The organism is Pedococcus sp. (assembly GCF_036554925.1).
In the GTDB taxonomy this organism is placed as follows: Bacteria; Actinomycetota; Actinomycetes; order Actinomycetales; family Dermatophilaceae; genus Pedococcus_A.
In genome coordinates this window covers 1-13,078 of the sequence record NZ_DATBMI010000145.1, presented here as the reverse complement: position 1 = coordinate 13,078, position 13,078 = coordinate 1, and the positions used below count along the sequence as shown (strand labels likewise).

11 protein-coding genes, 1 other RNA gene and 1 pseudogene are annotated in these 13,078 nt (G+C 71.5%); 7 read left to right on the top strand and 6 right to left on the bottom strand.

Annotation, left to right across the window (positions count from 1 at the left end; all coding sequences use genetic code 11):
* Window positions 1-253: 253 nt before the first annotated feature.
* From VIB11_RS11890 to VIB11_RS11880, 3 genes are all read right to left on the bottom strand, one after another.
* Window positions 254-427 carry a CsbD family protein gene (locus VIB11_RS11890; RefSeq protein WP_332031440.1) on the bottom strand — a complete coding sequence of 58 codons (174 nt, stop codon included), beginning with the start codon at window positions 425-427 and terminating at the stop codon, window positions 254-256.
* 218 nt (window positions 428-645) lie between these two features.
* Window positions 646-4,026 carry a pyruvate carboxylase gene (locus tag VIB11_RS11885; protein WP_332031439.1) on the bottom strand — a complete coding sequence of 1,127 codons (3,381 nt, stop codon included), beginning with the start codon at window positions 4,024-4,026 and terminating at the stop codon, window positions 646-648.
* Between the two features lie 271 nt (window positions 4,027-4,297).
* A complete protein-coding gene (locus tag VIB11_RS11880) occupies window positions 4,298-4,930 on the bottom strand; it encodes a fasciclin domain-containing protein (RefSeq protein WP_332031438.1) in 633 nt (210 codons plus the stop codon).
* Between the two features lie 238 nt (window positions 4,931-5,168).
* Here VIB11_RS11880 and ssrA point away from each other — a divergent pair.
* Window positions 5,169-5,535, top strand: a transfer-messenger RNA (tmRNA) gene (ssrA, locus tag VIB11_RS11875).
* Window positions 5,536-5,709: 174 nt separating this feature from the next.
* Here the strand turns inward: ssrA and VIB11_RS11870 are convergent.
* Genes VIB11_RS11870 through VIB11_RS11860 form a run of 3 tightly spaced genes read right to left on the bottom strand, consistent with a single transcriptional unit; the run spans window position 5,710 to window position 7,341 of the window.
* Window positions 5,710-6,327 (bottom strand): hypothetical protein, encoded by a 618-nt coding sequence (locus VIB11_RS11870; RefSeq protein WP_332031437.1) that lies wholly within the window; start codon window positions 6,325-6,327, stop codon window positions 5,710-5,712.
* A 10-nt stretch (window positions 6,328-6,337) separates the two neighbouring features.
* Window positions 6,338-6,724, bottom strand: a complete 387-nt coding sequence (gene trxA, locus VIB11_RS11865) for a thioredoxin (RefSeq protein ID WP_332031436.1) — start codon at window positions 6,722-6,724, stop codon at window positions 6,338-6,340.
* Window positions 6,724-7,341 carry an SIMPL domain-containing protein gene (locus VIB11_RS11860; RefSeq protein ID WP_332031435.1) on the bottom strand — a complete coding sequence of 206 codons (618 nt, stop codon included), beginning with the start codon at window positions 7,339-7,341 and terminating at the stop codon, window positions 6,724-6,726. Before VIB11_RS11860 ends, trxA begins: the two co-directional genes overlap by 1 nt.
* Window positions 7,342-7,475: 134 nt before the next feature.
* Between VIB11_RS11860 and VIB11_RS11855 the strand changes: the two genes are divergently transcribed.
* The 6 genes and pseudogenes from VIB11_RS11855 to VIB11_RS11830 form a co-directional block, all read left to right on the top strand.
* Window positions 7,476-8,132 (top strand): class I SAM-dependent methyltransferase, encoded by a 657-nt coding sequence (locus tag VIB11_RS11855; protein ID WP_332031434.1) that lies wholly within the window; start codon window positions 7,476-7,478, stop codon window positions 8,130-8,132.
* Window positions 8,133-8,308: 176 nt separating this feature from the next.
* Window positions 8,309-9,685 carry an amino acid permease gene (locus VIB11_RS11850; RefSeq protein ID WP_414695821.1) on the top strand — a complete coding sequence of 459 codons (1,377 nt, stop codon included), beginning with the start codon at window positions 8,309-8,311 and terminating at the stop codon, window positions 9,683-9,685.
* A gap of 46 nt (window positions 9,686-9,731) precedes the next feature.
* On the top strand, window positions 9,732-10,244 hold the full coding sequence (locus VIB11_RS11845) for a hypothetical protein (RefSeq protein ID WP_332031432.1): 513 nt from the start codon (window positions 9,732-9,734) through the stop codon (window positions 10,242-10,244).
* 80 nt (window positions 10,245-10,324) lie between these two features.
* Window positions 10,325-11,806, top strand: coding sequence for an NAD-dependent malic enzyme (locus tag VIB11_RS11840; RefSeq protein WP_332031431.1), 1,482 nt, complete (start codon window positions 10,325-10,327; stop codon window positions 11,804-11,806).
* A complete protein-coding gene (locus VIB11_RS11835; protein WP_332031430.1) occupies window positions 11,803-12,204 on the top strand; it encodes a VanZ family protein in 402 nt (133 codons plus the stop codon). Before VIB11_RS11840 ends, VIB11_RS11835 begins: the two co-directional genes overlap by 4 nt.
* A gap of 209 nt (window positions 12,205-12,413) precedes the next feature.
* Window positions 12,414-13,078 (top strand): annotated as a pseudogene (locus VIB11_RS11830) (DEAD/DEAH box helicase); the annotation flags it as partial.

Here is a 13,078-nt window from a genome sequence, read left to right as displayed (position 1 = left end):
CTACGGCAGCTTCAGCAACCTCGCCTCCGGGATGGACTCGTTCGCCAGCACAGCCGGGGGGACCTTCACCAGCACACCGGGGTCGTCGGGCTCGAGCGGCTTCTCCGCCGGTGGCGGCTTCTCCGGCGGTGGCGGCGGCGGCAGCTCAGGCGGGTCCTGGTAGCGGCCGGTCAAACCCGGATCGCCGCGGAACCGGCACACGCGAAGGGGCCGGGTCCACACGACCCGGCCCCCAGCGGCATACGGACGGTGCTCAGTCCTTGAAGGCGTCCTTGACCTTCTCGCCGGCCTGCTTCAGGTCGGCCTTGCTCTGGTCGGCCTTCCCCTCGGCCTCGAGCCGCTCGTCGTCCGTGGCCTTGCCCGTCGCCTCCTTGGCCTTGCCCTGGAGGTCCTCGGCGGTGTTGCTCATCTTGTCTTCCAGTCCCATGACGCACACTCCTCTGGTCGGATCCGTTGGTTCCCTGTGCGCACCGGCCGCTTCTTGACCCCGTGCCCTGTCACGGTAGGCCGGGTCAGCGCGATCGGCCTGTTGGGCGGAGGGCGAGCCCGCGCTGCGGGCCCCGCGCTGCGGCGTTCCCGGCGCCGCGACCGCGGCCCACGGCGACGTCGCCCACCGCGCCCGGCGGTGTGTCGAGGTGCCGGCGTTCAGCCGCGGACCACGAGCAGCAGGTCACCGCCCTCCACCTGCTGCTGCGAGCCGATCGCCACGCGCTCGACCGTGCCGCCGGTGGGGGTGGTGATGTTGGCCTCCATCTTCATCGCCTCGATGGTGGCGACCACGGAGCCGGCCTCGATGCTCGCGCCCTCCTCGACGGCCAGGCTGACGACGCCTGCGAACGGAGCGGCGACGTGGCCCTTGTCGGAGGGGTCGGCCTTCTCGGCAGTCTTGACGTCGACGCTGACCCGCTCGTCGCGCACCTGGACCGGCCGGAGCTGGCCGCCCATCGTGAACATCACGGTGCGCATGCCCCGCTCGTCCGGCTCCGAGATCGACTGCAACCCGATGAGCAGGCGTTTGCCGGGCTCGAGGTCGATCTGGTGCTCGTGGCCGACGTCGATGCCGTGCAGGAACTCGCGAGTACCGAGGACGGCGAGATCGGAGTAGGCCTCCCGGGAGGTCTCGAAGTCCTTCGTCGGCCCCGGGAAGAGGAGCCGGTTGAGGGTTCTGCGCGGATCGCGGGCCAGTGCGGCCTCGTCCTCGCCCGACAGCTCCGTCACCCGCGGCTTGGCCGAGCGACCCTCGAGTGCCTTGGTGCGGAACGGCTCCGGCCAGCCTCCCGGCGGGTCCCCGAGCTCACCGTTGAGGAAGCCGATGACGGAGTCCGGGATGTCGTAGGCCGTCGGGTTGGCCTCGAAGTCGGCGGGGTCGGCATTGGCGCCGACGAGGGCGAGGGCGAGGTCCCCGACCACCTTCGAGCTCGGCGTGACCTTGACGATGTTGCCCAGGATGCGGTTCGCGGCGGCATACGTGTCCTCGATGGCCTCGAAGCGCTCGCCGAGCCCGAGGGCGATGGCCTGCTGGCGCAGGTTCGACAGCTGCCCGCCCGGGATCTCGTGGGTGTAGACGCGGCCGGTGGGGGAGGGCAGCCCCGACTCGAACGGCGCGTAGAGCGCCCGCACCGCCTCCCAGTACGGCTCGAGGTCACAGACGGCCCGGAGGTCCAGACCGGTGGCGCGCTCGGTGCCGTCGGTCGCCGCGACCAGCGCCGACATCGGCGGCTGGCTGGTGGTGCCGGCCATGGAGGCGCTGGCGACGTCGACGGCGTCGACCCCGGCGCCGATGGCCGCGAGCAGCGTGCCGAGCTGGCCGCCGGCCGTGTCGTGGGTGTGCAGGTGCACCGGCAGGTCGAAGTTCTCGCGCAGCGCGCTCACGAGGGTGGCGGCGGCGGGGGCGCGCAGCAGACCGGCCATGTCCTTGACGGCGAGGATGTGGGCCCCCGACTCGACGATCCGTTCGGCGAGGCGCAGGTAGTAGTCCAGGGTGTACAGCGTCTCGCCCGGGTCCGTGAGGTCGCCGGTGTAGCAGAGTGCCACCTCCGCCAGGGCGGTGCCGGTGGAGCGCACCGCCTCGATGGCCGGTCGCATCTGACCGACGTCGTTGAGCGCGTCGAAGATGCGGAAGATGTCGATGCCCGTCCGGGCGGCCTCGGTGACGAAGGCGTCGGTGACCTTGGTGGGGTAGGGGGTGTAGCCGACGGTGTTCCGGCCGCGCAGCAGCATCTGCAGCGGGAGGTTGGGCATGGCCTGGCGCAGGGCGGCCAGCCGGTCCCACGGGTCCTCGGAGAGGAACCGCAGGGCCACGTCGTAGGTCGCGCCGCCCCAGGCCTCGACGCTGAGCAGCTGCGGCGTCATCCGGGCGACGTGGGGGGCGACGTGCATCAGGTCGCGGGTGCGGATGCGGGTCGCCAGCAGCGACTGGTGGGCGTCGCGGAAGGTGGTGTCGGTGACGCCGACCGCCGCCTGGGTGCGCAGGGCCCGGGCGAAGGCCTCCGGCCCCTCCCGCAGCAGGCGGTCCCGGGCGCCGGGCGCGGGCGGCGCACCCAGGTCGACCGGAGGCAGCTTGCCGCGCGGGGACACGCGGGTGCGTCCTGGCCCGTGGGGCTGGTTGACGGTGACGTTGGCGAGGTAGGTGAGCAGCTTGGTGCCCCGGTCGGCCGGGACCCGGGCGGTGCGCAGCTCGGGCCGCTCGTCGATGAAGGCGGTGCTGAGCCGCCCGGCCTGGAAGTCGGGTTCCTCGAGCAGGGCCTGCAGGAAGGGGATGTTGGTCGCCACGCCGCGGATGCGGAACTCGGCGAGGGCGCGACGGGCCCGCCTCACGGCCGTGGGGAAGTCGCGCCCTCGACACGTGAGCTTGACGAGCATGGAGTCGAAGTGGGCGCCGATCTCCGCTCCGACGAACACCGTGCCGCCGTCGAGGCGCACGCCCGCCCCACCGGCCGAGCGGTAGGTCGTGACCCTGCCGGTGTCGGGTCGGAACTCGTTGGCGGGGTCCTCGGTGGTGATGCGGCACTGGAGGGCGGCCCCGCAGATCTGAAGGCTTTCCTGCGAGATGCCGAGGTCGGCGAGCGTCTCTCCGCTCGCGATCCGCAGCTGGGCGCCCACCAGGTCGACGTCGGTGATCTCCTCGGTCACCGTGTGCTCCACCTGGATGCGGGGGTTCATCTCGATGAAGACGTAGCGGCCGTTCGGCGCGAGGAGGAACTCGACCGTGCCGGCGTTCACGTAGCCGATCTCGCGGGCGAAGGCGACGGCGTCGGCGCACATGCGTTCGCGCAGCTCGGGGTCGAGGTTCGGGGCTGGCGCGATCTCGACGACCTTCTGGTGCCGCCGCTGCACCGAGCAGTCCCGCTCGAACAGGTGGACCACGTTGCCCGCGCCGTCGGCCAGGATCTGCACCTCGATGTGCCGGGGGCTGACCACGGCCTCCTCGAGGAAGACGGTGGCATCGCCGAACGCGGACTCGGCCTCGCGCATGCACGCCTCGAGCGCCTCGCGGAGGTCCTCGCGGCGCTCGACCCGCCGCATGCCCCGGCCACCGCCGCCGGCGACCGCCTTGGCGAACACCGGGAAGCCGATCTCGTCGGCCGCGGCGACCAGCGCGTCGACGTCGGTGCTCGGCGGGGCGCTGCGCAGCGTCGGCAGCCCCGCCTTCCTGGCGGCGGCGATGGCGCGTGCCTTGTTGCCCGTCAGGTGCAGGACGCTGGCCGGGGGCCCGACGAAGGTGATGCCGTGGGCCGCGCACTGCTCGGCGAGGTCGGGGTTCTCCGACAGGAAGCCGTACCCGGGGTAGATGGCGTCGGCCCCGGCGTCGACCGCGGTGCGCACGATGCCGACCGGGTCCAGATAGGCGCGCACCGGGTGCCCGGACTCGCCGATCTGGTAGGCCTCGTCGGCCTTGAGGACGTGCTCGGAGGTCCGGTCCTCGTGCGGGAACACCGCGACCGTCTTGGCGCCGAGCTCGGTGGCGGCCCGGAAGGCCCGGACGGCGATCTCACCGCGGTTGGAGACGAGGACCTTGCTGAACACGGATGACCTCCCAAGGTGGGGAAAGACGTGTCAGCGATCCTAGTGACCGTTCCGCCCAGTGAGACCCCGAGCCCGCGATGCGGAAGGTATGCCGCTGTGCCACCCGCGTGGGGCCGCGTCGGGAAGGGGTAGGGGGTCGCGTGGGTCCGGCGGGCGGACCGGGGGGTGCGGGGTCGGGACCTGGGTGGCTGTCCCGTCGTGACCCGCGCACGGACAGGGCCCGGGGCCGGCTCCTCAGCCGTCCCCGGGCCCTGCCGGGCATGACCTCGGGTCAGAGGTCCATCGGACGCAGCACCCGGGAGATGCCGTGGCCGATCTGCTTGTTCCCCTTGTTGATGTCGGGAGCGATCACCCGAGCGTTCGCGTCGTCGGGGTCGCCGTCGACGAGGACGATCCGGCCATCGCGGACGTCGACCGTGAAGCTCGCACCGTCCAGCGCGGTGTCGAGGGAGGCGCCGTCAGCCTTCTTCGCGGCACGCGAGTCGATCGTCGCCCCGGGGACCACGTGGTAGAGCAGGACGGCCTCGACGGTGTCGATGCCGACGCTGGCGGCGGCGGTGAAGACGTCCTTCTCGCTGCCACGCCACGTACCGGTCAGGTCGTTGACGAGCCTCCGGAAGGCGAGGTCGTTCGGGAGGAACGCGGTCAGCGCGGTGTCGCCGTCCGCCAGCACCTTCACCGCCGAGTCGGGCTTGGCATCGAGCACCGCGTGCACGGCGTTGTCGAGGATGTCGTAGTCCCAGGGGTTGCGGTCGAACCCGGAGCCGTCCTTGGCCAGCACCTTGGCCAGGCTGCGGTCGCCGAGGTCGTCATCATCCGCGGCAGCGCCGTTGGCGCCAGCGACCGCAGCCGCGCCCATGAGTGCCGTCGTGGAGAGCACAGCAAGAATGCGTCGTACCGACATGTGTTCGCTCCTCAGTTGTGGCGGCTTTCTGGCCAGGGCCCTGCTCACGGAGGCCGCCGACTCCGTACCCCCGGCGTTGGCGTCGGTGATTCGGGCCAGCTCGCAGGTCGGATGGGGGCGGTGGGACATTTTTCCGATGCCGGAAATGAATTGGTCCCGGCGCGGGTTGACAGGGATACTGTGGTCTCGCAGTGACAACTGAACAGCGTGGTGTGGACACCCCGATGCCAGGGAGCATGGGGGTGATCGGTTTCGACATTGGTCGGCTCACCAGGGGAAGCGGGTCGAGGACGCAAGGTCATCTCGTCAACGCTCCTTGCAAACCAATAGGTGCCAATTCCAAGCGCACCGACTTCGCCCTCGCCGCCTGAGCGAGCTCCGAAGTCCGTCAGCCTCGGTTCGCTACTGACCGAGATCCTGGCGTCAGCTAGGTAGCTTGCTGCGCAGTCATGTCGGGGGACTGCGCGGGACTCTCACTCGACTGGGCCTGTCAGAGGACGTGTGCGCGCGAGCTCTGGGGCCGAGAAACTCCTCAGCGCACTGCACCCGGAGAAGCCCTGGTTTCCCGTCAGTGGACGCGGGTTCGATTCCCGCCACCTCCACCACCGTGGCCACACCACAGTTCAGGCTCGAAGGCCCCGCCCTCCCGGCGGGGCCTTCGTGTTGGTGTCCTACATGCCGCCCGCCCGGCCCACCCAGCGGTCCGGCCCGGCTGGCCGCGCTCGTCACCGCGCACCGGCTCGTCCCCACGGTCCGCCGCAGCCGGGCGACTGGGGGCGTCAGGACAGGTCGGTCACCCAGGAGTCACCGGCCCGCGCGAACCCGAGCCGCTCGTAGTACGGGTTCACCATGCCCGGCGGGGTGAGGATGCGGCGGAACCCGCGGCCGGTGAAGAGCCCGCTGCGCCGGAAGACGAACTCGCCGGGTGAGAAGTCGCGGAAGCGCGGGGTCACGTAGTCGAGCTCCACCTGGGCGACCCCGTCGCCGGCGTCACGGACCACGACGACGCCGACGGTCTCGTTGCCGTGCTGCACGAGGTACGCGGCGCTGCCGGGGCCCACCTCGGTGGTCCGGAAGCGGGGGAAGTACTTGGCGATGTCGTCGGCGTGCACCTTCAGGAAGTGCCGCAGGTAGGTGTCGTCCGCGGCGACCTCGAGCACCTCGTACGCGTTCTCGTCCGACCGCTCGGCGAGGAGACGCCGGATGAACCAGAGGTTGATGGCCGAGAGCACCACGTTCATCGCCACCATCGGCCAGATGAGCAGGATCGCGTTGAACGTGGTGAGGATCAGGCACGCGATGAGGTTGAGCACCCGGAACCGCAGGACGCGCGCCTGCAGGAGTGAGAAGACCAGGAGGGCGGACCCGGCCCACCCGAGCGCCTGGACCCAGATCACCGGCAGGGGCTCACGGCTGCGGAGGTGCGCTGTCGCCGTTCTGCTGGGCGGCGATGTCGGCGCGGATGGCCTCCATGTCCAGGCCGCGCACACCGTCGATGACCTGCTGGAGGGCGGTCGCGGGGAGGGCGCCGGGCTGGGCGAAGACCAGGATGCCCTCGCGGAACGCCATCAGCGTCGGGATCGACGTGATGTTCGCCGCCTGGGCGAGCGCCTGCTCGGCCTCGGTGTCGACCTTGCCGAAGACGATGTCGTCATGCTGCTCGGACGCGGCCTCGAAGACCGGCGCGAACTGGCGGCACGGGCCGCACCACTCTGCCCAGAAGTCGACGAGGACGATGTCCTCGTGGAGCACGGTCTTCTCGAAGTTCGCTGCGGTCAGGGTCGTGCTTGCCATCAGTACATCCAATCCCATCGGACCACGACGGTCGCGGTCACGGTGTTCTCACCCGCCTGCACCGGCAGCCCGCCGGTCTTGGCCGCCATGAGCTCGCGGCGCGGCTGCGCGCCGCCTCCCCGGTCAACGTCGGAGACCGCCACGACCTTCCCGAGCGTGCGGTCGGACAGCTCGGCGTACTGCTCGGCGCGTGTCCTGGCGTCCTGGAAGGCCGCGGCCCGGGCGCGCTCCACCACCGGCGCCGGGTCCGAGATCTCCAGGGCGATCCGCTCCACGGTCAGGGCGTTGCCGGCAGCACCCGTGAACGCCTGCACCAGGTCACCGATCCGCGCCATGTCGCGGACGGTGACCCTCAGCGACTCGTATGCCGTGTAGCCGATGACGTCGACACCGTCGCGGTCGTGCCGAGGGTGGACGCCGGCACCGCTGGTCTGCAGGTCGGCCGCCGCGACGCCGTGGTCGAGGGCGGCGGTCCCGAGGGCCTCGGTGCGTCGGGCGGTGTCGGAAAGGGCCTGCGCCACGTCGGAGCCGTCGCAGCGGACCGAGATGTCGAGTCGGACAACATCGGGTTCGGCGCTCGCGGTGCCGACCCCCGTCACTTCCACGTGGTTGCTCACGGGCTCACCCTAGGGGCGTCCCCGCGTCGGCACGCGGCGCGCGAGGGTGTCGGGAGGGCGTGTCGCGTCCGCGAGGCGTGCATGGTGGGATGGATGGCCGCGGCCGGGCCGCGACCACGGACGAGGAGAGACAGATGCGCACCGAGCAGATCGCGAAGTACTGGGACGAGTACGCCGCGGAGTACGACCTGGAGCCCGACCACGGACTGCTCGACTCGGACACCCGGATGGCCTGGAAGGACCTGCTGCGGATGTGGCTTCCCCACCAGGCCAGCGACGTCGCCGACCTCGCGTGCGGCACCGGGACCCTGACCGCCCTCGCCGCGGAGCTGGGGCACCGGGTCCATGGCTTCGACCTGTCCGGCCAGATGGTCGAACGTGCGCGGGCGAAGACCGCACACTTCGGCGCTGCGGTGTGCATCGAGCAGGCTGACGTCAGCAACGCTCCCCTGGCGGACTCCAGCGTGGACGCCGTCCTGGCCCGGCACATCCTCTGGACCCTTCCCGACCCCCAGGCGGCCCTCGCCGGCTGGGCCAGGGCCCTGCGGCCCGGCGGCCGGCTGGTGCTGGTCGAGGGGCGCTGGACCGGGGTGGGTGACGACAGCGTCGACGATCCCGAGGCGATGCCCTGGTCCGGTGGAGTCGCCGCCTCGGACCTGCGCGCCGCGGTGGAACGCGTGGCCGAGAACGTACAGGTCGTGCCGCTCACCGACCCGGTCCTGTGGGGGCGCGAGATCGACGACGAGCGCTACCTCCTGACGGCCACGGTCCCTGCCCGCGGCCGACCCTGACGGGTCCGGCCCCGACCCCCCGGGGCGAGCTGCCCCAGTTTGCACCTTCCGTCCCGAACCGAGAGGGTGCCCGGGTGAGCAGCGCCGACACCCAGACGACCAGCGCTCGGACCTCCCCGAGCGAGAGCGACCCCAGCACCAGCCTCGAGGCCGGCCTCAAGCCGCGCCACGTCACGATGATCTCGATCGCCGGGGTCATCGGCGCCGGGATCTTCGTCGGCTCGGCCAAGGCCATCGCGACGGCCGGGCCCGCGGTGCTCATCTCCTACGCCCTCGCCGGCGCGCTCGTCGTGCTCGTCATGCGGATGCTCGGCGAGATGGCCATCGCCCAGCCCGACACCGGCTCGTTCTCGACCTATGCCGACCGGGCGCTCGGCCGCTGGGCGGGCTTCTCGATCGGCTGGCTCTACTGGTGGTTCTGGGTGATCGTGATCCCCGTCGAGGCCACCGCCGGTGCGCTGATCCTCGGGGACTGGTTCCCCGGTGTGCCGCAGTGGGCCTTCGCGCTCGCCATCACCGGTCTGCTCGTGGCCAGCAACCTGCTCAGCGTGGGCAACTACGGGGAGTTCGAGTTCTGGTTCGCCCTCGTGAAGGTCGTGGCGATCGTGGCCTTCGTGGGCCTGGGCCTCGCGGCGATCCTGGGCCTGCTGCCCGGCTCCGAGGCCTCCGGGGTCGGCCACCTCTGGCAGGACGGCGGGTTCATGCCGAACGGGTTCGGCGCCGTGCTCGCGGCCATGCTCATCACGATGTTCACCTTCATGGGCACCGAGATCGTCACCATCGCCGCGGCGGAGTCGCCGAACCCCGAGTCGGGGATCCGCAAGGCCGTGAACTCCGTGATCTGGCGGATCAGCCTGTTCTACCTCGGCTCGATCTTCATCGTCGTGTCCCTGGTCGCCTGGAACGCCGAGGGCCTGTCTTCGGCGGGGTCCTACCAGTTCACGCTCGAGCAGATGGGGCTGGGCTGGCTGACGACGGCACTCGAGTTCGTCATCCTCACCGCGGTGGCCTCCTGCCTGAACTCCGCGCTGTACACCGCCTCCCGGATGGCGTTCTCCCTGTCCCGCCGCGGTGAGGCCCCGGCCGGCTGGTCCCGCACCACCTCGCGCGGCGTGCCGGCCCAGGCGATCATCGCCTCGTCGGTCGTCGGCTTTCTCGGGGTCATCGGCAACTACCTGCTGCCGGAGAAGATCTTCGGCTACCTCCTGGCGAGCTCCGGGGCCATCGCCCTCTTCGTCTACCTCGTCATCGCGATGTCGCAGCTCCGGATGCGCCGCCAGCTCGACGCCGACGGTCACCGGCCCGAGGTGCGGATGTGGCTCTACCCATGGCTGACCTACCTCACCATCGGGTTCATCTGCGCCGTCCTCGTGCTGATGCTCGTGCAGGAGGGGCACCGTCTCGAGCTCGGCCTCAGCCTGGGCCTGGCCGCGGTCATCGTGGCGATCGGGCTGACTCGCGGCCGTCGAGGCCCGGCCTCCGACGCGGGGCGGCGTGAGCCGGGTGCCCCGCTGGACCAGGCGCAGGCGGAGCGGACCACGCCGCGGACCTAGTCGGTTCCGCCCCCGCGCCATCGGTCGGGGGGAGACAATGCCGGGCATGGGGACTCGGGGGAGCCGGCTGGGCCCGGCGACGACTCGCCCGGCCAGCAGGCCGCCAGCGAGCCGGTGGCGGCGGTGGTCGCCGGTCGTGCTGGTGGTGGTGCTCCTTGCCGCCTGGCCGCTGACGTACCGCTACTCGTCGGTGGGCCTCGACATCGAGACGTCCCGGGCGGAGACCGTCGAGAGCCGGTTCTACCGGGTGCGCTGGCCCGGCGACGGCTCGGTGTGGGTCGGCTGGATCGACGAGCACCGTCCGGCGGCGCGTGGCGCCCGAGGGGGAGTGGACCTCGGCGCGCTGGTCCTCCAGGAGCCTCGGCCGATGCCGCCGCGGTCGACCTGGAACGAGCTGGGTTTCTGGTGGCAGGACGTCGTCGCAGCGCGAGGTGACCAGCCGAGCGCGGCCGCGCCCCAGGCCGACCGGGTGATGCTCGTCGGTGCACCGCACTGGCTCTTCGTCCTGCTGGCGGTGGTGCTGGCCGTCGCTCGGTTCCGGCGGCGGCCGGCGAGCTGAGAGCGACTCCGACGAGGCGGGGACACCCCGCTGGGGGGTGCGATTCGGGCTACTTCTCGGTAGTCGACACAATGGGCGCCATGGCCGCCATCCCCTCAGTCTCGAACTCCATCACCGCCCGGCTCATCCTCCCGGCACGTGCCACCGCCGTCAGCGAGCTCACGGGCGTCATCGAGAAGAGCGGCGGCCTCGTCACCGGCCTCGACGTCACGGCCTCCGGGCACGACCGGCTGCGCATCGACGTCACCGTCGCCGCCCGTGACACGGCCCACGCCGACGAGATCGTCGACGCCATGCGGACCGTGCACGGCGTCGAGCTGGGCAAGGTGTCGGACCGCACGTTCCTGGTGCACCTCGGCGGCAAGCTGAAGATCGAGTCCAAGGTCCCGATCCGCAACCGTGACGACCTCTCCCTGATCTACACGCCTGGCGTGGCCCGCATCTGCACCGCCATCGCCGAGAACCCGGGCGACGCCCGCCGGCTCACCATCAAGCGCAACACCGTGGCCGTGGTGACCGACGGCTCCGCCGTCCTCGGGCTCGGCAACCTCGGGCCACTGGCGGCCCTGCCGGTCATGGAGGGCAAGGCGGCGCTGTTCAAGCGGTTCGCCGACATCGACGCCTTCCCGATCTGCCTCGACACCCAGGACACCGAGGAGATCATCAAGACCGTCAAGGCGATCTCGCCCGTCTTCGCGGGCATCAACCTCGAGGACATCTCCGCGCCCCGCTGCTTCGAGATCGAGGCCCGGCTGCGCGAGGAGCTCGACATCCCGGTGTTCCACGACGACCAGCACGGCACCGCCATCGTGGCGCTCGCCGCGCTGACGAACGCGCTGCGCGTGGTGAAGAAGGACCTGCGCGACGTGCGCATCGTGATGAGCGGTGCGGGGGCAGCCGGCACCGCCATCCTCAAGCTCTTCCTCAAGGCCGGGGCCGCGAACGTCATCGTCGCCGACCACAACGGGATCCTGCACCCCGACCGCGAGGACATCGCCTCGGGCGAGCACCCCTCACTGCTCTGGTCGGCCACCCACACCAACGCCGGGCGCATGAAGGGCACCCTGCGCGAGGCGCTGGTCGGTGCCGATGTCTTCGTGGGTGTCTCCGCCCCACACATCCTGACCGGCGACGACATCGCCACCATGAACGACGACGCCATCGTCTTCGCGATGGCCAACCCCGAGCCCGAGGTCGACCCGATGGCGGCCGCGCAGCACGCCACGGTGGTGGCGACCGGCCGCTCCGACTTCGCCAACCAGATCAACAACGTCCTGGTCTTCCCGGGGGTGTTCCGCGGCCTGCTCGACGCCCACTCCACCTCGGTCGACGAGGACGTCATGCTCGCTGCCGCCGAGGCGCTCGCCGCCGTCGTCCACCCTGACGAGCTGAACCCCGCCTACATCATCCCCAGCGTGTTCCACCCCGACGTGACGAAGGTCGTCGCGGCGGCCGTGCGCGCGGCCGCCGAGAAGCATGCCGCGCAGGGTGCGCCGCGGGCGGACGAGCCCCCGGTGGACGGCGGGCACCCGGACGCGATGCTTCCTGTCGGCGGGGCGTGAGCCGGGTCGACGGCGGCCCGGCGCGGGGACCGCTGCCCGAGAGCCCGGCGCGGCAGCGGACCGCCCACGGGTGGCTGGTCGTCCTTGCCGTGCTCCTCACGGTGCACCTCGTGGCGCTCTACTGGCCGAGGGTGGCCGTCGACGGGCCGGTGACGTGGAGCGACAAGGCCGTCCACGTCGCGGTCTTCGCGCTCCCCGCCGCGGCCGGGCTGCTCGCTGGCCTCCGGCCGGCATACGTGCTCGTGCCGCTGGCCCTGCACGCCCCTCTGAGCGAGATCCTGCAGCACGCCGTCCTGCCCCACCGGTCGGGGGACCCGGCCGACGTGGTGGCGGACCTCGTCGGGGTGGTGCTCGGCGCCACAGTCGGCATGGTCGGGAGGGCCCGCGCGCGCTGGTAGACTGGTCGGGCCCAGATCGGCGGCGCTGGCAGCGCCACGCGGCAAGGAAGCCGCCTGAACCACCCCCAACTCCGACTGGGCCCCACCGGATGACAACTGTTGATCCGGTCCGCCGGGCGCCGAGCGCCTGAGGCTCGTCTTCACCGTCATCCTCGCCAGGTGGCTCGAGACGTGTCTACCTCGAGTCACCTGAAGTGAGTTGAATATCTGTGCCCAAGAACACCTCCTCCGGCGCGCCCAAGAAGGCCCGCTGGTCTGCCTCCAAGAAGGCTGACGCCCAGCGCGGCCCGAAGAAGCCGCACCGCGGGCAGTCCGCCTCCTCCACCTCCTCGTCCAGCAGGACCGGGTATGCCGGCAAGGCACCTCGCGCCGAGCGCTCGCCGCGGTGGTCCGACCGCGACGACCGCGGCCCCCGCCGTGAGTTCTCGCGCGACGACCGCCCGCAGCGGTTCGAGCGTGACGACCGCCCGCGCCGAGTGGACCGTGACGGTCAGGAGAGCCGTCCGGCCCGCACCTGGAACCGTGACGACCGCGGCCCCCGCCGCGACTTCAACCGTGACGACCGTCCGGCCCGTTCGTTCGACCGTGACGACCGCGGCCCCCGCCGTGAGTTCAACCGTGACGACCGCGCGCCCCGTCGTGAGTGGGGCCGTGACGAGCGCCCGCAGCGTCGCGACTTCGACAACCGCGGCCCGCGTCGCGACTTCGGCGACCGCGGTCCCCGTCGCTTCGAGCGCACCGACCGCTTCGACCGCGCCCCCCGCGAGGAGCTCGTCGACCCCGAGTCCGAGCGCATGGAGGCCGACACCTGGGTCAAGGCCACCCGCAAGGAGGTCGACGGCCCCGTGTCGGTGACCGAGGACAACGGCTTCGC